General features: G+C 55.9%; 22 protein-coding genes. 15 read left to right on the top strand and 7 right to left on the bottom strand.

Annotated features, from left to right (window positions below; genetic code table 11):
• Positions 1 to 60: 60 nt before the first annotated feature.
• Positions 61 to 804, top strand: a complete 744-nt coding sequence (locus N0M98_RS01410; protein ID WP_249862206.1) for an SDR family NAD(P)-dependent oxidoreductase — start codon at positions 61 to 63, stop codon at positions 802 to 804.
• Between the two features lie 55 nt (positions 805 to 859).
• On the opposite strand, the gene N0M98_RS01405 is transcribed toward N0M98_RS01410, so the two are convergent.
• The 3 genes from N0M98_RS01405 to N0M98_RS01395 form a co-directional block, all read right to left on the bottom strand.
• On the bottom strand, positions 860 to 1,366 hold the full coding sequence (locus N0M98_RS01405) for a GNAT family N-acetyltransferase (protein WP_259616718.1): 507 nt from the start codon (positions 1,364 to 1,366) through the stop codon (positions 860 to 862).
• A gap of 96 nt (positions 1,367 to 1,462) precedes the next feature.
• Positions 1,463 to 2,023, bottom strand: a complete 561-nt coding sequence (locus tag N0M98_RS01400) for an NADPH-dependent FMN reductase (protein ID WP_249862208.1) — start codon at positions 2,021 to 2,023, stop codon at positions 1,463 to 1,465.
• A 136-nt stretch (positions 2,024 to 2,159) separates the two neighbouring features.
• Complete coding sequence (locus tag N0M98_RS01395) at positions 2,160 to 2,855, bottom strand: FadR/GntR family transcriptional regulator (RefSeq protein ID WP_259616717.1); 696 nt, start codon at positions 2,853 to 2,855, stop codon at positions 2,160 to 2,162.
• Between the two features lie 491 nt (positions 2,856 to 3,346).
• Between N0M98_RS01395 and N0M98_RS01390 the strand changes: the two genes are divergently transcribed.
• From N0M98_RS01390 to N0M98_RS01375, 4 genes are all read left to right on the top strand, one after another.
• Positions 3,347 to 4,837 (top strand): FAD-binding oxidoreductase, encoded by a 1,491-nt coding sequence (locus N0M98_RS01390; RefSeq protein ID WP_259616716.1) that lies wholly within the window; start codon positions 3,347 to 3,349, stop codon positions 4,835 to 4,837.
• A 1-nt stretch (position 4,838) separates the two neighbouring features.
• Positions 4,839 to 6,275 (top strand): (Fe-S)-binding protein, encoded by a 1,437-nt coding sequence (locus N0M98_RS01385; protein WP_259616715.1) that lies wholly within the window; start codon positions 4,839 to 4,841, stop codon positions 6,273 to 6,275.
• A 462-nt stretch (positions 6,276 to 6,737) separates the two neighbouring features.
• Positions 6,738 to 7,874, top strand: a complete 1,137-nt coding sequence (locus tag N0M98_RS01380; protein ID WP_249862211.1) for a DGQHR domain-containing protein — start codon at positions 6,738 to 6,740, stop codon at positions 7,872 to 7,874.
• A complete protein-coding gene (locus N0M98_RS01375; protein WP_249862212.1) occupies positions 7,874 to 9,046 on the top strand; it encodes a DNA sulfur modification protein DndB in 1,173 nt (390 codons plus the stop codon). The genes N0M98_RS01380 and N0M98_RS01375 overlap by 1 nt, the downstream gene beginning before the upstream one ends.
• A gap of 151 nt (positions 9,047 to 9,197) precedes the next feature.
• Here the strand turns inward: N0M98_RS01375 and N0M98_RS01370 are convergent, their stop codons facing one another.
• The gene (locus N0M98_RS01370; protein ID WP_259616714.1) at positions 9,198 to 10,187 is read right to left on the bottom strand and encodes a formylglycine-generating enzyme family protein; all 990 of its coding nucleotides are present in this window, start codon (positions 10,185 to 10,187) and stop codon (positions 9,198 to 9,200) included.
• A 101-nt stretch (positions 10,188 to 10,288) separates the two neighbouring features.
• The gene (locus N0M98_RS01365) at positions 10,289 to 11,500 is read right to left on the bottom strand and encodes an ROK family transcriptional regulator (protein ID WP_259616713.1); all 1,212 of its coding nucleotides are present in this window, start codon (positions 11,498 to 11,500) and stop codon (positions 10,289 to 10,291) included.
• 243 nt (positions 11,501 to 11,743) lie between these two features.
• Between N0M98_RS01365 and N0M98_RS01360 the strand changes: the two genes are divergently transcribed.
• The 6 genes from N0M98_RS01360 (at position 11,744) to N0M98_RS01335 (ending at position 18,110) form a co-directional block, all read left to right on the top strand.
• Entirely contained in the window at positions 11,744 to 12,478 is a 735-nt protein-coding gene (locus tag N0M98_RS01360) for a class I SAM-dependent methyltransferase (RefSeq protein ID WP_249866486.1), read from the top strand.
• Between the two features lie 11 nt (positions 12,479 to 12,489).
• The gene (locus N0M98_RS01355; protein WP_249862215.1) at positions 12,490 to 13,467 is read left to right on the top strand and encodes an MBL fold metallo-hydrolase; all 978 of its coding nucleotides are present in this window, start codon (positions 12,490 to 12,492) and stop codon (positions 13,465 to 13,467) included.
• Positions 13,468 to 13,864: 397 nt separating this feature from the next.
• Positions 13,865 to 15,511 carry a spore germination protein gene (locus N0M98_RS01350; RefSeq protein ID WP_249862216.1) on the top strand — a complete coding sequence of 549 codons (1,647 nt, stop codon included), beginning with the start codon at positions 13,865 to 13,867 and terminating at the stop codon, positions 15,509 to 15,511.
• A complete protein-coding gene (locus N0M98_RS01345) occupies positions 15,511 to 16,632 on the top strand; it encodes a GerAB/ArcD/ProY family transporter (protein ID WP_259616712.1) in 1,122 nt (373 codons plus the stop codon). The genes N0M98_RS01350 and N0M98_RS01345 overlap by 1 nt, the downstream gene beginning before the upstream one ends.
• Positions 16,601 to 17,839 (top strand): Ger(x)C family spore germination protein, encoded by a 1,239-nt coding sequence (locus N0M98_RS01340; RefSeq protein ID WP_259616711.1) that lies wholly within the window; start codon positions 16,601 to 16,603, stop codon positions 17,837 to 17,839. The genes N0M98_RS01345 and N0M98_RS01340 overlap by 32 nt, the downstream gene beginning before the upstream one ends.
• 61 nt (positions 17,840 to 17,900) lie before the next feature.
• On the top strand, positions 17,901 to 18,110 hold the full coding sequence (locus N0M98_RS01335; RefSeq protein ID WP_259616710.1) for a CLC_0170 family protein: 210 nt from the start codon (positions 17,901 to 17,903) through the stop codon (positions 18,108 to 18,110).
• 125 nt (positions 18,111 to 18,235) lie between these two features.
• Here N0M98_RS01335 and N0M98_RS01330 read toward each other — a convergent pair whose 3' ends face one another.
• On the bottom strand, positions 18,236 to 18,754 hold the full coding sequence (locus N0M98_RS01330; protein WP_249862219.1) for a phosphatidylglycerophosphatase A family protein: 519 nt from the start codon (positions 18,752 to 18,754) through the stop codon (positions 18,236 to 18,238).
• Positions 18,755 to 19,078: 324 nt separating this feature from the next.
• Here N0M98_RS01330 and N0M98_RS01325 point away from each other — a divergent pair, with 324 nt between their 5' ends.
• The 3 genes from N0M98_RS01325 to N0M98_RS01315 all read left to right on the top strand — a co-directional run bounded on the left by N0M98_RS01325 (position 19,079) and on the right by N0M98_RS01315 (position 21,730).
• On the top strand, positions 19,079 to 20,125 hold the full coding sequence (locus N0M98_RS01325) for a GerMN domain-containing protein (RefSeq protein WP_249862220.1): 1,047 nt from the start codon (positions 19,079 to 19,081) through the stop codon (positions 20,123 to 20,125).
• Between the two features lie 197 nt (positions 20,126 to 20,322).
• A complete protein-coding gene (gene rph / locus N0M98_RS01320; protein WP_249866487.1) occupies positions 20,323 to 21,087 on the top strand; it encodes a ribonuclease PH in 765 nt (254 codons plus the stop codon).
• On the top strand, positions 21,068 to 21,730 hold the full coding sequence (locus N0M98_RS01315) for an XTP/dITP diphosphatase (protein WP_259616709.1): 663 nt from the start codon (positions 21,068 to 21,070) through the stop codon (positions 21,728 to 21,730). The genes rph and N0M98_RS01315 overlap by 20 nt, the downstream gene beginning before the upstream one ends.
• 108 nt (positions 21,731 to 21,838) lie before the next feature.
• On the opposite strand, the gene asnB is transcribed toward N0M98_RS01315, so the two are convergent.
• Entirely contained in the window at positions 21,839 to 23,683 is a 1,845-nt protein-coding gene (asnB, locus tag N0M98_RS01310; protein ID WP_249862222.1) for an asparagine synthase (glutamine-hydrolyzing), read from the bottom strand.
• 400 nt (positions 23,684 to 24,083) lie between these two features.
• Here asnB and N0M98_RS01305 point away from each other — a divergent pair, with 400 nt between their 5' ends.
• The gene (locus tag N0M98_RS01305) at positions 24,084 to 24,428 is read left to right on the top strand and encodes a hypothetical protein (RefSeq protein ID WP_249862223.1); all 345 of its coding nucleotides are present in this window, start codon (positions 24,084 to 24,086) and stop codon (positions 24,426 to 24,428) included.
• The last annotated feature ends 139 nt before the right edge of the window (positions 24,429 to 24,567 follow it).

Genomic DNA, 24,567 nt, shown 5'->3' with positions numbered 1-24,567 from the left:
CAATAATAGCTATGGCGGATGCAAGAAGCCGACCAAAACAAAACCGAGGAGGACGCGCAAATGAGATTTGCCGATAAAGTAGCCGTTGTAACGGGTGGAGCAAGCGGAATCGGGGAAGTGACGGCGAGGTTGTTTGCGGCCGAAGGAGCCAAGACGGTTATCGCCGATTTTTCCGATAGAGGCAAGGAATTGGCGGAGCAGTTCACCGCATCCGGTTATCAGGCGATGTTTGTCAAGACGGATGTTACCCGGGAGGATCAGGTGAAGCGGATGGTCGAGGAGACGGTCCGGGCGTACGGTAAGCTGGACATTTTATTCGCCAACGCAGGAATAGCGAGGGACGCCCCGGCTCATCAGCTTAGTCTGGAAGCGTGGCAAAAAACGATCGACATCAATTTGACGGGAGTGTTTTTATCCGATAAATACGCTATCGAGCAAATGCTGAAGCAGGGCCAAGGCGGCGTCATCGTCAACTGCGGTTCGATCCACAGCCATGCCGGAAAAGCCGGCGTAACCGCCTATTCGTCGGCCAAAGGGGGCGTCAAGCTGCTGACGCAAACTTTGGGTGTCACCTATGCCAAGGAAGGCATCCGCGTCAATGCGATATGCCCCGGGTATATCGATACTCCGCTGATTGCCGGACGCGACGCGGCGATGACCGAGCATTTGGTCGGGCTGCACCCGATGGGGCGGCTGGGTAAGCCGGAGGAGGTCGCCAAGGCCGTATTGTTCCTGGCGAGCGAGGACGCATCCTTCATAACCGGCACGAGCCTGCTGGTGGACGGAGGCTACACGGCGCAATAACGGACGCGTAAGCTGACCGGGCTGCAGAGGCATCCTGCGGCCGCGGAAGCTGCCGTCAGGATGGATGAATGGAATAGATGCAAACGTTTTTACCTTTGTGCTGAATGGTTCGTTCGCAGGTCATGCCAAGCTTGCGGGCTACCCGGACTGACCTGAGGTTGTCCGGCTGAATGATGGAGATGAGCCTGCCCTTGTTCAGACGGCGCCAAGCATAATCGCGCCAGCCTTCGGCAGCTTCGTAAGCGTATCCTTGACCCCAGTAGTCCCGGCTGATCCAATAGCCGATTTCCGTTTCTTCGCGGCCTTCCACCAGCTGGGGAACCAGTCCGGCATGCCCGATCAGCGCCCCGTCGCTTCTTCGGACTGCTACCATCAGCCCGAGTCCCTCCGAGGCTTGATACCGCCCGATGAACACTTGCAGCTTCTCCAGCGTTTCCTCCTGAGACCATGGAGTTCCCCTCCCGATATGCCGCATTACTTCGGCATCCGCCGTCATCTGCTGCAAAAAGGCATAGTCCTCCAGCGTATACTTGCGGAACATAAGCCGTGGCGTTGCAATCATCGCTTGCCCACTCCTTCTCGAAAAAATAAAAATCGCTAGCCATCAAAAAGCGGATGCCTGTTGATGGAAGCGATAGGTCCTTTTAGACAAAGAAATTTATTTAGCTGCAGTAAGCTTAACTTGTTGATTATACCAGGTAATGAAATTTCCGACAACGGTATCCAAGAAATTCACTGTCGGTTCGTGAGTCAAATTGCCTTCGGCGTCGATTTTCTCGTGCACCGCGCCCACGTACACTTCATTGCCGGGCAGAAGCGGGGAACCTACGCCGGAAGCGAACAAAATGTCGCGCAGATGGCCTTGGGCCTTGACCGTGCCGAGGACGCCCATCGAAGCGCCGACGATCCAGGACGGCTTGCCGTTCATAACTTTATCTACGCGGGACAGCCAATCGATGGCATTGCCCAATACGCCGGGAATCGTCGCATTGTATTCCGGCACGACCCAGAGGACGGCGTCGGCAGCCTTCACTTTGGCTTTGAATTCCGTGACGACGGCCGGAGGCTCGTTCTCAATGTCCTGATCGTAGAACGGCAATTCGCGGATACTAAGAATTTCAAGCTCAAAGCGGTCCTTATATTTCCGTTGTATGTACTTGGCGAGCTTCAGATTATACGATTCTTTCCGGATGCTTCCGACAATAGCTACAATTTTCATCTTAACTACCTCCGAATTGAAAATTTAAGTGTAAACTCTATTTTTCATTATGGTCCAGTTAACATATTTAGTCAACATAAAAGTTTAAAAAATAGGTAAAGGCCGAGCAAAAAACCTGCCATAAAGGCAGGCGGATTTAACCCCGAAAATCGTTCAGACGCTCCAAAACTTGCTCGACTTTACGCAGATGCTGCGCCATTCGCTGCTTGGCCGCGGAAGCGTCTCGATTCCGCACCGCCTCGACGATATGCCGGTGCTCTTCGGACAGCCGATCCGTCGCGCTTTGCTCGGCGAACAGCCAGAGCCTGCGGCTTTCTATCATCACGGGCCCCATCGAGGAGAAGAGCGATTCGAGCGCCCCTTGGAGCAGCGGATTGCCCGAGGCGCCGGCGAGCGCTGTATGGAAGCGGATGTCGGCCTGTTCAAGCGCCTCTTCGTCGGCGGTGGAAGCCATCGCCTGCAAAGCGTCGTCCAGCTCGCCGAGCTGCGCTTCCGACCTGCGCGAGGCGGCGAGGCCGGCGCTTTCGGTTTCGAGAATAAAGCGCAATTCGAGCCATGCCTTCAGCTGCCGCACATCGCTGATTTGCGGCGGCTGCCAGAGCGCTTGGGACTCGCTTGTCTGCAGCACGAACGTCCCCCCTCCGTGCCGCATATCGACCCAGCCGTGCGCTTTCAAGGACATTAGCGCTTCGCGGATCGTCGAACGCCCGACGCCGTAAATGACGGCCAGCTTTTCCACGGAAGGAAGCCGGCTGCCGACCGGCCATTCTTCCTGCCTTATTCGTTCCCGAATGGCGTCGGCTACTACTTCATAGGCTTTACGAATCATCATGGCTATGCACATCCTTATATCATTTCCCGGCCGCTTTGCTGGCGGAAGGGCGGTTGTAATTAGACGGAACAATAAAAAACAAAAACTGCGTTCTGCAGCGGGAGCGGACCCGCGTCCGGGGCGGCGCTTGCGGCTGCGCGGCTAGTGCACAGTGTACTGCACTTGACGGCATGGAAGCAACCCGCGCCCATGCTGCCGGCTGCCAGACTGACGCGGGCACCCTGCTGAACTCGGCAAAGCGCAGCGAACGTTCCCGGGTCGGGGCGGGGGCGTGGCGCCAGTGCTTCAGGTGTATTGGCCGCGGTGGACGTTAAGGCAAAGCATAAGCGCGGCCGGTACTAGTACCGGGATTTTCGGCTACAGGCGGTTTGGGCCGCATGATCCGATTGACACTTGGCAAAAGCTGCTTTTATAATAAAGTCATCAGATGACCTGATTAAAATTATATAAGAATCGGCAAGATTACACAAATGAATGCAGGAGGTATTACCGTGCTGGAGCAATCCGTTCGCGAGCAGTTACAAGCTATTGTCGGCCCGAAATGGTTCAAGGATGACTCGGAGTCGCTCGTTTCCTACAGTTATGACGCAACGCCGCTCTACCAGTCCATGCCGGACGGCGTCGTATTTCCCGCTTCTACCGAAGAAGTGTCCGGCGTGATGAAAGTATGCGCCGAGCATAAAATTCCCGTCATCGGACGGGGAGCGGGCAGCAATCTGTGCGGCGGCGTCGTTCCCGTACAGGGAGGCATCGTCATGGTCATGACGAGAATGAACAAGCTGATCGAGATCGATCAGGATAATTTGACCGCCACGTTCCAAACGGGGCTTAACACCAAGCAGTTTCATACGGCCGTCGAGGCGGCCGGATTGTTTTACCCGCCCGATCCGAGCAGTATGATTATATGTACGATGGGCGGCAATATCGCGCTGGGAGCCGGAGGACTGCGGGGACTGAAATACGGGACGACCAAGGACTATGTCATCGGCCTGGAGGCCGTGCTCGCCAACGGCGACATTCTGCGGACCGGCGGCAAGCTCGTCAAGGATGTGGCCGGCTACGATCTGACCCGCCTGCTGGTCGGTTCCGGAGGCACGCTGGCCATTTTGACCGAGGCGACGGTAAAGCTGGTGCCGAAGCCGGGATTTCGCCGGTCGATGGTCGCCATGTACAGCGATCTCGGCTCTGCGGCGCGCTCGGTTTCGCAAATCGTGGCGAACCGGATTACGCCCTGTACGTTGGAGTTTATGGATAAAGCGACGATTCGCGTCGTCGAGGATTTCGCCCGGATCGGCCTGCCTGTCGATGCGGAAGCGATTCTGGCCATCGAGCAGGACGGCGACGAGACGATCGTCGAGCGCGATTTACGGCTGATCGAGGACATTTGCCGCAAGGAAGGGGCCATTCAGGTCAAGGTGGCGGCCACGCCGGAGGAAGGGGCCAAAGTGATGGAGGCGAGGCGCAGCGCGCTGGCGGCGCTTTCGCGGCTTCGCCCGACGACGATTCTTGAAGACGCGACCGTTCCGCGCTCCAAAATCGCCGAGATGGTGCTGGAGGTGCAGCGCATCGCCGACAAATACGACGTGCAGATTTGCACGTTCGGTCATGCGGGAGACGGCAATCTCCATCCGACGGCGATGACCGACGCCCGCGACGAAGAAGAAATTCACCGCGTGGAAAAGGCGTTCGAAGAGATATTCGAAGCGGCGATCCGCATGGGCGGCACGATTACCGGAGAACACGGCGTCGGGCTCGTCAAAGCGCCTTTCCTGGAATGGAAGGTCGGCGCTTCCGGAATCGATATTATGAAGCGGCTGAAGGATGCGTTCGATCCGGATCATATTTTGAATCCGGGCAAGCTGTTTGCGGAGACGCGCAAACGGATCGTATTTACGGAGCCGCAGAACGAAGGCGAAGGCGGCGGCTCCGCAAGCGGACAAACGGCTGCGGGGCAGGATCGACCGGACGGGAGGGAGGCGTAAGATGGCGACGGCATCGAATTTGGGGACGCAAAGCGCTCCGGCGCAGCGCCGTCCGGAGAACAAGCTGGCCGAACGGCTGAAGCTGACGCTGGATACGGATCAGCTGACGAACTGTATGCGCTGCGGCTTTTGCCAGACCGCCTGTCCGACCTTTAACGAAACCGGCCTGGAAGCGGCTTCGCCGAGGGGCCGCATCGCGCTGATGAAGGCGGTGGCGGACGGCTTCATGGAGCCGGACCAAAGATTCAAGGAGCAGATGGATCTGTGCCTCGGCTGCCGTGCCTGCGAACCGGCTTGCCCGTCGGACGTCAAATACGGGCAGCTGATCGAGCAAGCGAGGGAGTCAATCGCTGCCGAGACGGACTATCCGTGGCATGTCAAGGCGATCCGGACGCTGTTTATGGAGCGTCTGTTCCCTCATCACGGCAGGATGCGGGTGCTCGGCGGAATGCTGAAGCTGTATCAGCGCTCGGGGCTGCGGAAGCTGACGCAGGCAAGCGGCGTCATGCGCCTGTTTCCCGAGCATATGCGGCAGATGGAGGCGATTTTGCCGGACGCTTCCGGCGACGGCGTGATCCGCGCCTGGGCCGGGCTCGGCCTCCCGGCCGCCTGGGAATCGGCGCAAGGCGGCGGCCGCCTGCTTGTGATTCCCCCGGCCGGGGACGGCCCGAAGCGCGCCCGCGTCGGCTTGTTCCGCGGGTGCATCATGGATGTGCTGTTCACGTCGACGAACGTGAACACGATCAAGCTGCTCCGCGAGGCGTGCTACGAGGTCGTCGTTCCGACCTCGCAAACCTGCTGCGGAGCGCTGCATGCCCACGCGGGCGAAACGGCGTCGGCGAGCCGTCTCGCCCGCGAGAATATCGACGCCTTCGCCGCAGCCGGCGTCGATTTCGTGGCGAGCAACGCCGGCGGCTGCGGCGCGAGCCTGAAGGAATACGATCATCTGCTGCATGGCGATGATCGGTATGCGGAGCGGGCGGAAGACTTCGCCCGCCGGGTCAAGGACGTCGCGGAGCTGCTCGTCGAGCGGGGAGAACCGCTGCTGCCGCTTCGTCAGCTGCAGCGGGATCAGGCTCAGGTGGTCACGTATCAGGATTCGTGCCACCTTCGCAATGTGATGCGGGTGCAGCAGCAGCCCCGCACCCTGCTGCAATCGATGCCGGGCGTGCAGCTGCGGGAGCTGCACGGGGCGGACCGCTGCTGCGGATCGGCGGGTATTTACAATTTGACGCAGCCGCAAATGTCCGCAGACGTGCTCGATCATAAAATGGAGCATGTGGGCGATACGGAGGCGCAGTATATCGTGACGGCCAATCCGGGCTGCCTGCTGCAGATGAAATGGGGCATCGAGCGCGCAGGGCTCGGCGGCACGATGAAGGCCGTGCATCTGGTCGATTTTATGGCCGAGGCGCTGGAAGAACGGGACGGGCGCTGACTTAAAGAACCTTGCGCCAAAAGGCCGGGATTGACTTCATCTGTGTCCGTTGAAATTGCTGCTCGCTTTTTGTACAGTCACACAGCCCGCAAACGAGGCAGAAGAGAGCTGTCTGCCCCGTAGAGAGGCTGGACGCCGGCCGAGTCGAAGCTTGATGCGGGCGGAATCGTCTTAGAAGCATCAAGTCATCGCCGGGGATGTTCTTTCCTTTTTTCCAAGCTTGCCAGGCCGTTTCTATATCGTTTAGAGGCGGTGCGGGTAAGCTTTTTCGTTCTGCTCCAAATGTCAAGAGCAGTAATGCAAGAATATCATGCTTTATTTCGGAATAACTTTTAGAAATCAAGTAATATTCTGCCTAAATACTGAATGTTTCATGATATTTCGGTGTATAATGGAACTATATGAACCTATTATAGTAATATATATCTATAGCAACATTCCAAGCTGAGGAGGAAAGAAACAATGGATCCAATTTCATCTCTGTCGGAACTGTTGGCGGAGCAGAAAGCATCATCCTACATCGAGATCCCGGGAGCCGTTTCCAGAACGTTCGGACAAACGACCTTGTCCACTACTTTGCCGATGAGCAAGCTGTTTTCGATCTATGAGGTCGACCTTGAGGTGCAGCGCGCCATCGTCCCGCAAAATCTATCCAAGCTGATGGATTACATCATGCTGTATCTCGATCATCAGCAGGGCATTTATTTTCCGGGGATTATTCTGTCTGCCAGAGGAGCGGGAGAATATGACGCCGATCAGCAAGTATACCGTTTGCAAGCGATAGAAAAGCTGTATGTCGTCGACGGGCAGCATCGGCTGGCAGCGTTCCGCCGTATTATGGAAACGCTGCAAAGCAATATGGCCCGTGCCAAAGACCGCCGGGAATACGACCGGATGGAGGAAATTACGGAAAAGCTGAGCAAGCTGTACACCTTCCCGATGTCGACGATGATTTATTTGGACATTAACGCCCGTCAGGAGCGTCAATTGTTCTCCGATATCAACAAGCTCCCGCGTAAAATCGGCGGCAACCTGGCCGTGCTGCGCGAACAGCGGAGATTTTACCATGTGCTGGCGACCCAGCTTGCGGAGCAGGCGCCGGCCATGAGAGCCATTTCCGTCGATATGTTCACCGAACGGGGCAAGGGACCCGAGTTTCTGTTCTCGTACCACCTGCTCGTGGAAATTTTATGCGGCTTGTTCGAGGGCAGGCTGAAGTCGGCCGCCCGCAACAACGGCTACTATTTCGCAGATCAGGATATCGAGGAGCATATGAAGCTTGCTTCCTATTATTTCGATACGATGCTTCGCCATTTGCCTGAGCCGGAGAAAGGCGTTCTTTGCTGGTCGGAGAACTTGCAGATCGCTCTGGCGATGTTCTTCCATGATGAAGCGACGAAGACGGGCAGCTTCAACCGTTACGCATTGGATTATGCGATGAAAATTTTACCGCATATCGATTGGGACGCAATTTATGCAGGCGACGAGAAAGACCGTCTTCCCAGACGCTCGCGTATCATGAAAGCTTACCAATACATTAAGGATTTTTATCAGGAGCACCATCTGTTCTTGATTCGCGATAAGGAGGATGCCGGTTAATGGACGGACTTTGCCTGAATATGACGATTCACCCGTTTTGCGAGAAGTTTGGGCTGGCCACAGTGGCCATCCAAGTGCAGGATTTATTGAATTATACGACGATCGATCCGATGGTGCAGCGGAAGCTGAGCGCCGGACAACGCCGTAAAATTTCCAATTATTTGCAAGAACGCGAGCTGGACCGCGTCTTTTTCGGACCGGTTACGTTGTCTTTGCGCGAGGTCAGCTCGCTGGCCAAGACGGAGAAAGGTCTGTACCTGCGTCCCGGCTCCAAGCTGAGCATTTTGGATGGGCAGCACCGGATTTTGGCCCTCGGCTATGTGAATGAGCAAATGCTTAAGGAAGTGCGCAGCCATGAGAAGAAGGCGGCCGCACTAAAAATCAAGCAGCGCCGTTCCCCCGATAACGAGGAGCTTAAGCAAGAGCTGGAGCAGATGGAAGGGCTCGTCGAGCAGATCGAGCGCCGCCGTCTGGAACTGGTGGAGAGCGAACTGGCCGTTCAAATTTATATCGGTCTCAGCGAAGAGGAAGAGAAGCAGTTGTTCGGAGACATTAACTCCAAGGTTCAGCTTGTGAGCAAGGAGCTCGGCCATTCATTCGACAGCATCGATCCGCTCAATCTGGTTATTCAGCAGGTCGTTGATCATAACGTATTCCTGAAAGCGGCAGGAGTGGAGAGACGTGCGAACCTGACTTCGTACAACAAAAACTTCACTTCGTTCAGTTGGCTGTATTCGACGGCAACCATGCTGTTTACAGGCAAAATGCAGCCGTCCTACGAAATGGTCCGCAAAATTCGCCAGGACCCGTCGGCTTATATTGAAATTTTGCATCAGTTTTACAGCACGCTGCTGCCGCTGATGCCGGAGCAGCCGGGATTGCCGCAGTACAGCTCGGCAAGCCGCGCGATGCAGGAAAGCATCGCCTTGTACGCGCACAATCATCTGTTCCAAGACGGAAAATATACGAAAAACTGGACTGCGTGTCTCAGCATTTTCGAAGGGTTCGACTGGTCTCATGAAAATGAGCATTTGATCGACCGCTTCGGCATTTTGGATAACGGCAAGCTGAATCTGATTCATGAGAAATCGCTGCGCAAGCACGGCAAGCTGGTCGCTCTGTTCCGCGAGCTTCACGGCGAACCGGTGGAAGACGAAGCTTCTACCGCCTGATCGGCGAATAACAGCTTGGCCGAAAAAGCCCTGTCTGATCTTCTTCCTGCAATTAGGAGGAAGGAATCGGACAGGGCTTTTATGTTTGCCGAAAGCTTAACTACAGGCAAGCCGTTTCCCGGCGATCGCCGGGCGCTCCTTCGGCTGTCGCTTATTTCGCATCGGCCGCACAGCGAAAGCCCATATTGCCCGCCGAGCTGTCCGGCGTGTTGGAGCTGCGTGCGGCGACCCGGTAGCGGTTGCAGTACGATTTATGGCACAGATAGGAGCCGCCGCGCATGACGCGCGAAGTGCCGCGATCCGGTCCCTTCGGATCGACCCGGGGGCCTTCGATATGCCAGGTCGGGCTGAACCAGTCCCCGCACCATTCCCATACGTTGCCGGCCACATTGTAGAGGCCGAAGCCGTTAGGCTTGAAGGAGCGGACCGGAGCCGTTCCGGCGTAGCCGTCGCTCATATTGTTTTTGTCCGGGAATTTCCCCTGCCAAATGTTACACAGATGCTCGCTGTCGGGCTTCAGGAGATCGCCCCAAGGATAGCGCTTCTGCACAAGTCCGCCTCTTGCGGCGTACTCCCATTCGGCTTCGGTCAGCAAGCGCTTTCCCGCCCATTTGCAATAAGCGGCGGCGTCGTTCCAGGAAACGTGGATGACCGGATGATCCATGCGGTCTTCGATCGAAGAATCGGGGCCTTCCGGGTGGGCCCAGTCCGAGCCCTCGACGTTCCACCACCACGGCGTGCGCTGTACGACGTGCTTGACTTTGGCGGCCGTCTCTTCCGAGACGAACAGATGGAACACGAAAGACCATCCGAAGCGCTCCGCATCCGTCTTGTAGCCCGTTGCTTGGACGAATCGGGAGAATTCGGCGTTGCTGACCGTACACGGATCGACGTAGAAGGGGGCGACGGTAACGGAGCGCACGGGCCCCTCGCCGTCCTGCGGGAAGCCTTCCCGGTCGTCCGTCCCCATAAGGAATTCTCCTCCGGGCAAGTAGATCATCCCTTCCAGGGGATTAGGGGAAGTCAAGCGGCTGTCTTGCTGGTCGAATCGTTTCAAGCTGTCCGCAGATATGCTTTGCGGAGCGGCTTGCGCTTCGCTTCGGCTGGTGGAGCAGCAGGATGGCTTCGTCTGTTCGTTCATAGCGAGTTCCTCCTAGGCTAAGTAATGTTTGCGGCTTCACAGTCATGTGATTTCCGGCGAAGCGCATCCGGCCGCCGGCTTGTGCGGACCGCCGGATGTGCTCATAGTTCCGTCAATTGATTGATCATCATAATGGCCGCCCCGGTAACCAGCGCCTCTTCCCCCAGATGTCCCTGGCTGAATACTACTTGATACGCTGGATAGTAGTACGTGTTGCGAATGGCCACGCGAGTCGCTATCTGGAAAAAGCTGGGATCGCTGCTGATCAAGGAGCCGCCGAGTATGACTTTCTCAGGATGCAAAATATTCAGCAGATTGGACAAGCCGATGCCGAAGTAAGTCGCCGCTTGGGAAAAAATTTCCACGGTTAGCGGGTCATGCTCCTTTAACCCTTGCAGCAGATGAGTGTAGTTGATTTTCTCCGGATCGGCTTCCTTATAGCGAAGAGAGCTTTCTCTACCTTGCTTCAACCGCGATTGAGCCTGCTGCTCCAGCGCATGGATGGAGGCGTATGTCTGCAGGCTGCCGAAGTTGCCGTGATTGCCGATCCGCGGCCCGTCGGTTTGAATGATCATCTGGCCTATCGAGCCCTCCATATCGACGGCGCCGTAAACGACTTTGCCGCCGGCCATCATAGAGGATCGGATTCCTACGCCGAGATGCACGTAGAGCAAATGACGGTAATCCCGGTTGCGATCCGACCAGGATTCGCCGATGATAGCCGTGTTGGCTCCGTTGTCGAGCAGCACCGGGATGCGCAGCCTCTCCTGCATGTAGCGCGCCACCTCTACATGGCGCCAGCCTGCCGCCGGAAAGTAGAGCGGCTCCAGAATGATTCCCGTCGTACGGTCCAAAGGCCCGACGGCGCCGATGCCCATGCCGAGCACCGCGTCCGCTGCGATCCGATGCTTGTGCAGCATCCGTTCGGCCGCATCGGCGATGTCGCGGAGCAAGCGGTCCGGAGTCATGCGCTCGTCCATCAACCAGCTTTCGGCATCCAGCTTGTTCATATGCAGATCGCAAAGAATCAGCTTCGAGCTCATGCGTGAAATATCCAGCCCGAACACATAGGCTGCGGTCGGGTTCGTTTGATACAGAATCGGACGGCGGCCTCCGGTGGATTCCCCGAAGCCGGCTTCCACAAGCCAGCCCTGATGGGTCAGCTCCTCCAAAGTGCGGGTCAGCGTGCTGCCGGTCATTTGGGTTTGTTCCAGCAGCTCGATTTTGGACACGGTGCCTTGACGACGCACAAGCTCGTAAATTTCCTTATGCTTGCGGCTGCCGATTTTCTCTTGAATAGGTAGCAAGCTCATTCTTAACCTCCGGGAGAACAACCTTTAGGAACCATACCTTCTATAAAGTTAGATTATACACCAGTCTTTAGCGCATCACCATAGCCGCTTGATCGCCCCAATCAGAAAAATGACGATGAATTCCCGTCCCGCGGATTGTGACATCCTTAGAAAGTTTGGTAAGATAGTAGCAATGCGGTTCAAGTGGCGCCTTCGGGCACAGCGACCGTCGCTGCAAGGATGGGAAGGAGATTGAAGAATACTATGTCGGATTGGTATCGAAAAAGTTTTGGAGACGACTATTTGTTAGTATACAAACACCGCGATGTGGAAGGAGCTTACCAAGAGGTCAAGAAGATGATCGAATGGCTGCAGCTTCCTCAAGGTGCCAAGGTGCTCGATTTATGCTGCGGTATGGGCAGACATTCGATGGCTTTGAACGACTTCGGGTATTCCGTTACCGGCATCGATTTGTCGGACGTGCTTTTGGCTGAAGCGGACCGGCTCAATGAGCGCCGTCAGGTCCGCTTTTTGCAAGGGGATATGAGAGAAGTGCCGCTGCAGGAGTCTTTCGACGCGGTCGTCAATTTGTTCACTTCGTTCGGTTACTTCGAGCAAGACGAGGAGAACGAACGGGTGCTGGGGGAAATCGCCCGTCTGCTTGCCCCGTCCGGCCAGTTCATCGTCGATTTTATGAATCCGGATTATGTAAAACGGCATCTGGTTCCGTTCTCATCCCGCCAAGAAGGCTTTTGTACGATTGAGGAAACCCGCCGCATCGAGGACGGCTTCGTCCGCAAGACGATCGTCGTGAGCGAACAGGGCTCTCCCGAGAGAACTTATCTGGAGCAGGTCAAGCTGTACGGACTGGAGCCGTTCCTGGCGATGCTGGATCGTGCGGGACTGGAAGTATCCGACGTATACGGGGATTACAATGCTTCCCCCTATGATCGCGAAACTTCCCAGAGAATGATATTCGTCGGGCGCAGGAAAGGGTAGGTCGGCAAGGCATGAACTTATATACGCTGCATAAGGACACGTTTATTCAAGTCAAGGTACCGCTGCCGTTTCCGCTGCGCTGGGTCAACGCTTATTTGATCCGCGGGAAGGACGGCTATACGCTGATCGACCCGGGCTTGCATACGGAGGCCGCCGAAGAGATGTGGGAGGCGGTGATGAAGGAGCTGGGCTTCGGTTTCGCGGATATCGAGCAGCTTGTGCTGACTCACCACCACCCGGATCATTACGGTTTGGCCGGGTGGTTCCAGGAGCGCTCCGGCGCCCCGGTTCGCCTCTCGGCAGTCGGCTGCGGACAGGTGAAGAGGCTCTGGGGAGAAGCGCAGCCGATGACGGACGAACTGCTGCGGCTGTTCGCGGCGCATGGCTTGCCTGACGAGCTGGCGGAACCGATGCGGGCGCATATGGATGACTTCGTCTCTATGGTTTCTCCTCAGCCCGCTTTGTCGCTCATTACTCCCGGAGAGCCGATCCGGCTCGGGGACGACGAATACGAAACGATTCATACGCCGGGCCATGCGGCGGGGCATCTGTGCTTTTACCGCAGGCAAAGCGGCGACATGATCTGCGGAGATCACGTCATTCCGCGTATTTCTCCTAATGTGAGCTATTTGCCGGGCGGTATCGACGAGAATCCGCTGCAGAGCTTTCTGCAAAGTCTTGAGGTGATCGGACAATATGACGTGACGACGGCTTATCCGGGGCATCGCGATCCGTTCCAGACGTTCGGGCAGCGGACGCGGGAGCTTCTGGAGCATCATGATGCCCGGCTGGAACAGATGCGAAGCCTGCTGGAGCAGGGAGCCATGACGGCGTATGAAGTGTGCCGGGCGACCTTCGGCGACCGTTTGACGCTGCATCAGCTGCGGTTTGCCTTATCCGAGACGCTGGCGCATCTCATTTATTTGCGCGACGCGCAGCGGGTGGAGCAGCTGGAGCGCGGCGCGACGGACATTTTTCAAACGATATGAACGACGGATGGCACATCCGCGGCTTTCTAACAGAGAGCTGCGGATGTTTTTTTGTTGTTTAGGAAATGATGCGCAGCCATATCCTGTGGACATCCGGGGGTTTCCCCGAAAGTAAAGTCTACCCATAGAACGATCCCAGAGGAAGGGTTAGACGCCGATCCAGCTTAGGCTGGATGCGGACGCAATAAGCTTCAGAGCATCACGTCACTTTTAGGGGATTTGTTCCTATGCGCTAGCCGTCTCCATGGCTTAGGGATGCGTTCGCGCGATAGACCGAGCCGGTCCTATAGGGGGGCTAACTTCGCATGGGGGGATGTTTGCTTCCCGGGCATAATGGGAATAATTACTGTAACGCGGGTGAATGACAGACAGCATGAAGCGTGAGGGGGGAGCCCGTTTGTCCATCTTGAAATGGTTCAAGCGCAAGAAGGAAGCCAAGCCTTTGGTTACAATCTCCGATCGGATTACGGAGACTCATCAGCATGAGAAAATTAACGGCAGTTTGAACGATGCGCTTGACTTTATCATCGGCATATTAGGAGAGAATGACGATTTTGTCATTCGCCGTTTCCGCGTCTTCGGGCATTACGAAGCGGTGATGTTCTACTTCTCCAATATGATCGATCAGGGCTTGGTGAACACCGATATATTGAAGCCGCTCATGTACTTGCCCGCTCATTTGGAGAATAAGCCCATTGCGCCCGGCAGGCTCACGGACGTGCTGCTGAACGAAACGTTATATCACAGCGAAGGCAAGCTGGAGAACAAGCTCATCAAATTGGTCGAAGCGATTTTATGCGGGCAAACCGTTGTCGTCGTGGAGGGACTGGATGAGGCTTTTTTAATTGGCACGCGCAACATCGATAAGCGTTCGATCGACCAGCCCGCTACCGAGATGGTCATCCGCGGCTCGCGTGAAGGGTTCATCGAGCTGCTCGGAACGAATATCGCCCTGCTTCGCTATCGGCTGCAGACGCCGGATTTACGCTTGCATACGATGGAAATCGGCCGAAGAACGCAGTCCAAGGTCGCGATTTGCTTCATGGAAGGAATTACAAATCGAGAGCTGGTGGACGAAGTGAAGAACCGGCTGTCCAAGATCGATATCGACGCCGTGCTGGATTCGGGATACTTGGAGCAGTACATCGAGGACAATCATCTGTCGCCGTTTCCGCAAGTGCAGTATACGGAAAGGCCGGATAAAGTCGCCGCCAACCTGCTGGAAGGGAGGGTAGCGATTCTTGTCGACGGTTCGCCGATGGCTTTGGTCGTACCGACGGTGTTCAGCCAGTTTTATCAGACGGTAGAGGATTATAACGAACGGTATTTGATGATGAGCTCGATTCGTCTGGCGCGGCTGGTCGCTCTGATTTTTTCCTTGATTTTTCCTTCCTTGTACGTCGCTATCATCTCGTTCAATCCGGAGCTGATTCCTACGGAGTTCGCGGTGGCGGTGGCCGGAGGCCGGGCCGGCGTGCCGTTTCCTGCGATCATCGAGGTGCTGATCATCGAGATTTCGATGGAAGTGCTGCGGGAAGCGACGATCCGCCTGCCGCAGCAGGTCGGCGGCGCGCTGTCCATTGTCGGCGTCCTCGTCGTCGGGCAAGCGGCGGTAGCGGCGGGTTTCGCCAGCCCGATTACGATCGTCATCATTGCATTGACGACGATCGGCTCCTTTGCGACGCCGGCTTATAACGCTGCGCTGGCTTTGCGGCTGCTCAGGTTTCCGCTTATTTTCCTGGGCGGCATCTTCGGCCTGTACGGTATTATGATCGGGCTGATCCTTATCGCGAATCATCTCCTTTCATTAAAGTCGTTCGGCATTCCTTATCTGAGTCCGCTGGTTCCGGGCAGTCTTCAAGGGATGAAGGATTTGTTGATCCGCGGTCCGCTGTGGTGGTTTAAGAAGAGGCCGACATTTTTGCAAACGATCGACAAGAGGAGAATCGACCCCGATGTAATGGATGATATTATGAACAGCTCCCATAATGTGCTGGACCCGAACAATACGAGCAGCAAAGACGGAGGAAAGGGCGGCCGATAATGAAATATTTTCGTCAGATCACCACGTTCCAGGCAACGACCGTTCTTGTCAGTACGATCATTGGGGTCGGCATTCTACCGCTCCCGTTGTTTGCCGTCAGGGAAGCCGATTCCGCCGCTCCGCTAGTTACATTGGTTGCCTCGCTGCTGGCCTTCCTCGGACTGTGTTTGATTACGCTGCTTGGCATGCGTTTCCCGGACAAGTCCATCATTTTATACAGCGAGGAGATTATCGGCAAATGGCCGGCCGCGATCGGCAGCGTTTGCATTATCTTCTTTTTCGCCATATTGACTTCGCTCGCCGCGCGCGAGTTCGGGGAAGTGGTTATCACGTCCGTACTGAAGCGGACGCCGCTGGAAGTGACGGTGGTGGTCATGCTGCTGCTGTCCGCCATTTCGACGCGACACGATATGCGCACCTTCGCCTATATCCATAATTTTTATTTTCCTATCCTGTTGATTCCGGCGCTGCTTATCGTCGCGTTGTCGCTGAAAAATGCCGATTTGATCAATCTGCTGCCCGTATGGCAGAGTCCGTCCGTTCCGATGCTGACCAGCGTCTTTACCGTAGCGGCCTTATTCCAGAGCTCCTTCATCATGACCATCGTCATTCCGGCGATGCGCGAGCCGAAGATGGCGATGAAAGCCAGCGTCTGGGCGATGATTATATCGGGGGGGCTGTATATCACGATTGTGACCGCTACGATCGGGGTATTCGGAGCGGAAGAGACGAAGCTGCTCTTGTGGCCGACGTTGGAGCTGGCGAAGACGACGTCGCTGCCGGCCAACATTCTTGAACGGCTGGATGCGGCTTTCCTCGCGGTATGGGTGACCGCGGTATTTACAACGCTGATTTCCAGCTATTATTTAACGATCCGTGCGATGAGCAATTTGCTTCGATTGCGCGATCACAAGCTGTTTTCGTATTCGCTGCTGCCGTTCGTTTTCATCATGGCGATGCTGCCGGAAAGCATACTGCAAATGTACGAAATCATTCAGTATGTAAGCCGTATCGGACTCTTCATTACGATCGCATATCCCGGAACGCTGCTGATCATCGCTGTCATCCGCAAGAAAAGAGGGGATCGGGGTGGAGAAACGCCAATGGACGAGCATCGTTAAGCTGACGGCGGCCGTGCTGCTCACCTTCCCGCTGCTTACCGGGTGCTGGGACCGTTTGGAGATTGAAGACCGCGCCATGGTGCTCGGCATTTCGGTGGATTCGGCCGATATCAAAGACGCGAATACGGAGGATCAAATATCGCATCTGCGCGGCAAATTCCCGGCGCCCAACAAAAACATGATCCGCGTCGCCGTTCAAATCGCCCTGCCCGGCAAAATTCCGCTCGGTCCCGGCGAGTCCGGGGCAGTCGGGAAAGGGGCGGAGGAAACGGTGTGGGTGATCAGCGTGGTTGGCCATACGATTGACGATGCCATTATGAACTTGCAGCAGCAAATTTCGTCGAGGCTGTTTTTCGGGCACTTGCGGATTATTGTCGTCTCCGAGAAGGTGGCCAAGCTGGGGCTGCAAAATTTGAACGATTATTTCCGCCGCAACCCGGAAGTGCGCAGAACCGCCTGGATGGCCGTCAGCAAAGGCGACGCCGAACCGATGATGAGAGCGGCTCCGAAGCTGGAGCGCGTGCCGACACTGTATTTGCTCTCCACCCTGGACGAAGCGGTCAAGCAGGGGAAGTTTCCGAACGATTTTCTGGGTATTTTCTGGAGCAACAGCTCCAAAAAGGGGCAGGAGGCGTTTCTCCCCTATATCGAGTTGACGGGCTCGCAAAGCGTGGAGCTGAAAGGCATGGCCTATTTCAAGAACGACAAGATGCTCGACAAATCGGAGCCTTTTGAAATCGCAGCTTATATGGGCATTAAAGGGCTTAATCCGGCAGGCTACCGGGCCTTCATCAATCTGGACAGCGATCCGGCCAAGACGGTCACGATCTTTGCGACTCACCGCCAATCCAAAATCGACGTTAAGATCCGGAACGGACGTCCTTTTTTCTCCATCAGCGTCTATACGGAAACGAATCTGGAGGAGAAGCTCAGCGAGAGTCTGGCTGCCAACAACTCCGAGCTGCTGCAGAGAATTGAAGAGGAGAATAAAAAATCGCTTATCAAAGCGTATCAAGGTCTGATCAAAAAAACGCAAAACAAAGGCTCGGATATTTTCGGATTCGGAGAATACGTAAGAGCCAAGGAGCCGGTATTCTGGAACCGGGAGATTCAAACCAAGGAGAAGTGGCAGCAGATGTACCCGGAGGTTCAAATGGAAATCAAAGTATATTCGAAAGTCCGGCGCGTAGGAATGAAGGCCAGATAAAGGCGGCGGGGGAGCCAATCCCGATGCTTGTCCGCCGGATCTGCCCGAAGGGGATGGTAATGTGATCGGAGCCTATTCCAGTTATATGATTTATTCGGTGCCGCTGCTGCTGTTAACGGGTGCTTATGTCCTGTTCATGGACGTGAAGGGCTATGAAATGGCGTCATTGGCCAAAGAAGCGAGGGCGGCCCGCTGGGTCGGCTGGATCAACTTGGCGATGGGCGCAGCGATATTCATCGCTCGTTGGGCGCTGCAAAAGTGGGGGTGGTAATGCAGGGAAACTGCAGGCTATGCGGCGCACGCGGGAAACGAAAAAAAGGATGTACCGCCCAGGCTTCAACATCAGCGGCCTGGGGGGCGCATCCTTTTTTTCTAAAAGTGCTGAACATCAGGCGGCTACTGCTGCTGCTCGGCTTCCTTCTCCGCTTGCTTGCGGTGCGCTATGCGGCTGCTCGCCGCCGCGGCGATCGCGCCGACGATGTCGTCGAGAAACGTATGCTTATGAGGTCCGTTTTTATCGTTCAGCATCTTGAGGATGCCGGGCTTAAGCTTGTCGATATAACCGAAATTCGTGAAGCCTATGCTTCCGTACACATTGACGATAGATAAAGCCAGTACCTCGTCGCAGCCGTACAGGCCTTCGTCGTTTTCCAGCATTTCCTGAAGCGGCGGAAGCAGCTTGCCTTCTTCGGCCAGCATGTCAAGCTGGATGCCGGTCAATATGGCGTTCTGCACCTCGCGCTTCTCGACGACCCGGCAGACGCTTTCCATGCATTGCTCCATCGTCAGGCAGGAGAAGTAATCCTTCTGCAAAAAGTAGGTCAGTTCAGCTATGTCCTCCAGGCGAACCCCTCTTTGGGTTAGCCACGTTTTAGCTGCTTCGGCGACTTTACCGGAATCGAGATTATAAGGCATGATGGATAACCCTCCTTTTAAATTTCGTTTCTGCTAGAGCTGAAAATAGTTTTTACCGTACCGCGAGGCCTGATACATGCCCCGGCTTGCGAGACGGGAGCGGCAGCCTTCCCGGTGTCCGTTCGCGCCGCTTGCGCAGCGGCTCAGCCCCCGTGCGGCCAATAATTAAATTATGGCTGCCCAGTATTATTTTAACACAAAGCCGGCGCTGAATTCACCGTAAAGGAAGAAGGACAAATTGTTGTCATAAAACTTGTCTCCCTCTCGTATAGTTGGAGTAAAGAGACAGGACAAACAACCCTTATTCTCAAGGAGGAATCATCCATGAAACAGTACAGATGGACACGGTGGGCGGCTGTAACGGGGATTGTCGTACTGCTGACCTCAGGTTGCTCGGCGCTTGGAACGAAGGAAAAATCGCAGTCGATCGATCCTCCGCCGACCGGAGCCGATGCCGGCGCCGATACGGCCAAGGCTGTGATGGCGCCGGCTATCCAAAATCCTGCGCCGGTTACCGTGTATGCCAGGGACACTAACGGGCTTGTAGCCCCCGTTTCGCTCAATGTGGAAAAGTCGGTTGAAGTAGCGAAAAAGGCGCTGGAGGCGATGGTTGAGGACGGGCCGTCCGCAAGCCAGCTGCCGGCCGGATTTACCGCGCTGCTCCCCAAAGGGACGACAGTGAAAGGTATTAATGTCGTCAAGGATCAGCAGATGGCCATCGTCGATTTTTCCAAGGAATTTACCGATTACAATTTGCAGGATGAACGTAAGATATTGGAGGCCGTCACATGGACTTTAACCGGCTTCTCCGCTATAGACAAGGTGCAGATTCGCGTGGAAGGCAAAGATTTGAAGGAGATGCCGGTAGGCGGAACGCCGCTGGATGAGCCGCTGTCCAGAGCTATGGGCATTAATCTGGAGAAGCCGGAGGGAGTGGACTACGGGCAATCGACGCCGGTGACGCTCTACTTCCTAGGGCAAAATCAGGACAACTACAAATACTATGTCCCGGTCACCCGTTTGGTGAAGCGTACGGATAACGTCGCCCAGGCCGTTGTGGAGCAGCTAATCGCAGGTCCGGACGAGAAAAAGGGGCTTTCGGCGGTAATGACGCCGGGAGCGGAGCTGAAACAGGTCAATATGGCGGGCGACGTCATTACGGTAGATTTCTCCGACAAGGTGCTGGGACCGGACAAAAAAGCGCCGGCCGACGCTTTGAAAGCGGTGGTGCTATCGCTCACGGAAAATGAAGGGGCTCAGACTAAGGTCCAAATCACGGTCAACGGCGATGCCAAAGTAAGCGCAAGCGACGATCAAAGCTACACCAAGCCGGTCAGCCGTCCGACGACGATCAACCCGCAAAAAATGTAATGGTAACGCAGAAGGGAGCCGGCCGGCTCCCTCTTCTTTTTCCCGCGGCGCAAAGGGAAAGGACGGCCTATTGGAACTCGCCCAATCACTCTGGTACAATGGTTAGGGTCAGATACATATAAGTTAAACCCGATAGGCGGGATTCGGCCGAAATGGACTCGTCCGTGACAAGCATGAAGGAGGCAATGAACCAAATGATGAGAAATGACGGCAGACAAACGGGCCAAACCCGTTCGGTTACCATTACGCCCCATTATAATAAGCATGCCGAAGGGTCGGTATTGATCGAAGTGGGAGAAACCAAGGTCATTTGCACGGCAACCGTCGAAGAAAGAGTACCTCCTTTTATGAAAGGCCAGGGAAAAGGCTGGGTGACGGCGGAATACTCGATGCTGCCGCGAGCGACCCAGGTGCGCAATCAGCGCGAAGCGGCCAAGGGCAAGCTTGGAGGACGGACGATGGAAATTCAGCGTCTGATCGGCAGGGCGCTCCGCTCCGTAGTGAATCTGGAGGCGCTGGGAGAGCGTTCGATCACGCTGGATTGCGACGTTATTCAGGCCGACGGGGGAACGCGCACGACTTCGATTACCGGGGCTTTCGTCGCCATGGCATTCGCCATTGACAAGATTGTCAAGGATCGGAATTTGTCCAAATATCCGATCACCGATTTTCTCGGTTCGGTCAGCGTAGGCGTCGTAAACGGCCAGGCATGTCTCGACTTGAACTATGAGGAGGACTCCAAAGCCAAGGTGGATATGAACGTCGTCATGACCGGGCTGGGCAAATTCGTCGAAGTGCAGGGCACCGGCGAGGACTCCCCGTTCTCGCGCAGTGAGCTCGACGAGCTTCTGGCGCTTGCCGAGACGGGCATTCAGTCTATGATCGCCGTGCAGACCGAGGCGCTGGGATCTGACATTGCCGAACGGATCAGGAGAGCCGCGCATGCTGAATCTAGGGTCTGAGGTCGTCGTGGCTACCCGCAACGCGGGAAAGGTCAAGGAGCTGGAGCCGCTGTTCCGGCAGCGGGGCATCGCTGTGAAAAGCCTGTTGGATTATGAGGAAATTCCCGAGATTATCGAGGACGGAGACAGCTTCGCGGCCAATGCGCTGATCAAAGCGCGCGCCGTTGCGCTGCGGCTTAAGGTGCCGGCGATCGCCGACGATTCCGGCCTGTGCGTCGACAGGCTGGGCGGCGAGCCGGGCGTATACTCGGCGCGCTATGCGGGAGAGCCCGCGAATGACGAGGCGAACAACCGGAAGCTGCTGGAGCGGCTATCCGAGCTGCCGGCATACGAGTCCGGCGGCCAAGGCGGAGGACCGCGCGTCTTGAGCCCGGCGCGCTTCGTATCGGCCATCGTTCTCGTCGATGCCGAAGGGCGCGTCGTCAGCGCCGTAGAGGGCAGCTGCAAGGGGCAAATTATCGCCGAACCCCGCGGAGACGGCGGCTTCGGATACGATCCGCTCTTCTTCGTTCCGGGTTTGGGAAAGACGACGGCCGAGCTGTCCGTAGAGCAGAAAAACGAGATTAGCCACCGCGGCCAAGCGATCCGCGCTCTGTGGAGCGATCTTGAGCGGATGGGCGCGGCGCGGCAGGCAGCGGAATGATCGGGCGGAGAAGAACCGCCTTCTGTATACGCAAATAAGGATTGGTCCGAACGGGCAGGTATGATCTGCCGTCCGTCCAATCCTTATTTGACGCGCTGCGGACCGCTCTTACCGAACCGACACTTTATAATGGCGCAGCCAAGTGTCGACTTGAATGAGGTAGGCGAACATTTGCGGTCCGGTCATCAGCTGGCCGAACCAGGGCAGGTTAAACTGCGCGGCGTCCCCTTCGGCCAAGGTGCGAATTTTGGCCGCGTCGATGAACTGCAGGAGCGGGGACGAGGAATCGTCCAAAATTTCAAGCACCCATTTTTTCACCGCGGCCAGGTAATTCGGGTTATGCGTTTTCGGGTACGGGCTTTTTTTACGGGTCAGCACGTCTTCCGGCAGCACGCCGCGCAGCGCTCTGCGGAGAATGCCCTTCTCCCTGTCGCCCGACGTTTTGATTTCCCATGGAATGTTCCACACATATTCCACCAGACGATGATCGCAGAACGGAACGCGAACCTCCAGCCCCACCGCCATGCTCATCCGATCCTTGCGGTCGAGCAGCGTCGGCATGAAGCGGGTGATGTTCAGATAGGACATTTCACGCATCCGGTTTTGCTGCTGGTCTTCTCCCGCCAGCCGGGGCACTTCAGATAACGCTTGGCGGTATCGTTCCTGTACGTACTGCTCCGGCTTCACCCATTGGACAAAATCCGGAGACAGCAGGTTCACCCGGTCTTTCAAAGCCAGGGACCAGGGAAAGGTTCCGGCGTTCAGCGCCTCGTCGCGGTGAAACCACGGATAGCCTCCGAAAATTTCATCGGCCGCTTCTCCCGAGACCGCGACCGTCGCATCCTTCTTGATTTCGCGGCAAAATAAATACAAGGAGCCGTCGACATCGGCCATGCCGGGGAGGTCGCGGGCGTATACGGCGGTCTTCAGCGCTTCGACGAGCTCGGGGGTGTCGAATTCGATGAAATGATGCTGGCTGCCCAGAAACTCGGTCATTCGTTTGATCCATGGCGCATCGGAATTCGGCTGGAACGCATTGGCCTTGAAATGCTTATCGTTATCGACATAATCGATGGAATAAGTGTGAATTGTGCCCGCACCGGTTTCCTTATAATAGTTGGCGGCGAAGGCCGTCAGCGCGCTGGAGTCGAGCCCGCCAGACAATAAAGTGCAGATGGGAACGTCCGAAGCCAGCTGGCGGATGACGGTATCCTTGAGCAGCTCTTGTATGCGCTCGGCGGTCGCCTCCACATCGTCCTCATGGGGCTTGCTTTCGAGCTTCCAGTACGCGCGGATTTGCATTCCGCTGCGGTCGACCGTCATGCAATGGCCGGGCTTCAGCTCGGACATGTCCCGGTAGACGCCGTGCCCGGGCGTGCGTGCCGGTCCGACGGCGAATATTTCAGCCAGCCCGTCGCCGCTGATTTGCGCCGGAAAGTCGGGATGGGCAAGAATCGCCTTCGGCTCGGACCCAAACAGCAGACGCCCGTTCGAATAAGAATAGAAGAAGGGCTTTACTCCCAGCCGGTCGCGCACGAGAAATAGCGTCTGTTCGAGCGAGTCCCATACGGCAAACGCAAAAATGCCGTTCAGCTTGTCGACGCAGGCGCGCCCCCATTCGATAAACGAGACGAGCAGCACCTCCGTGTCGCATGTCGTCCGGAAGGCGTGGCCCCGCAGCTCCAGCTCTTTTTTGAGCTCAGGAGCGTTGTACAGCTCGCCGTTATAGACGATGGTGAAGGTGTTTTCGCCGACTTTACGGATCATCGGCTGCGCCCCGTTCTCGGGGTCCATGACGCTCAGCCGCCTGTGGCCGAGCGCGCAGTGCTGAGTGATCCAAGTGCCCGAGGCGTCCGGACCCCGGTCCGTCAGCTTATCTGTCATGCATCCCAGGACGGAAGGATACTGGGTTAAGTCTTTTTGCCAATCAATCCACCCCGTTATTCCGCACATGGCCTTCATTCCTCTCTCGATAGTTTGTTTCTGAAGCAGGGACAAGCGTGTCGACATTTGGTAGGATGATGTTAAAGGCTATGCTTTGTCTCGGGAGAAAATGTCTGTCCATGCCTGTAGGAAAAGATAGACAAAAATCGAAATACCGTTTACACTATGCGTTAGCGGTCCAATACAAGTCCGCGTAAGGATGAATAGAACAAGAGCGATTGTCCCACTCTAACCATATGGCGGTTGGGAAGGGAAGAAGAGGTTCACAAGCGACGCTTCTGTTTATCTTCTTGGCCAATATGGCCGATGCGGTGCTAACGGATATCGGGCTAAGAACGATTTATCGCAATGTTGCCGGAAAGCTGCAAAGCCGACCGAACCGATCAAGAAGAAGAGGTGGTCATACGTTATGAAGAAAACCAAACTATCCAAGCCACAAACCCAATACAAAGAGGCCAAAGAGCACTTTGAGAAAGTGAACGAGGCTTTTCAAAATAAGCTGGCAACCGTTCAACTGCTTGGCGTTGTGAATCAAGAGAAGCTGGAAGAGCTGATCGAGCAGACGGGATTGCATACCGCTCTAAACGAGCTTGGCGCCGCCGAGAAAGTGCTGCTTGAATGGTCGCATCAAGAGATTCAAAACGAAAAGGATTACTTGCAGAACAAGGACGCGGTAGACCGCATGTATGCTTTCATCGATCAAGATCCTAACATTAAAGCCAAGCTGATCCAGGCGGCGATGAAGATTTACTAGGGCGCGGCTTTGCTCCTGCATTAGCGGAAGGAAATCTCCTTTCGCTTGTTTTTTTGTTGACAGCCGGAAGGCTTCATTCGCCGGTTTTGATTTATTGGCATGAATGGGGTAAACTGACTTTCATGAGAAAAACGTCTGC

Source organism: Paenibacillus doosanensis, from assembly GCF_025060755.1.
Lineage (GTDB): Bacteria > Bacillota > Bacilli > Paenibacillales > NBRC-103111 > Paenibacillus_S > Paenibacillus_S doosanensis.
Note: the sequence above shows the minus strand (reverse complement) of the source record. Positions and strands in the feature narration are given on the sequence as shown.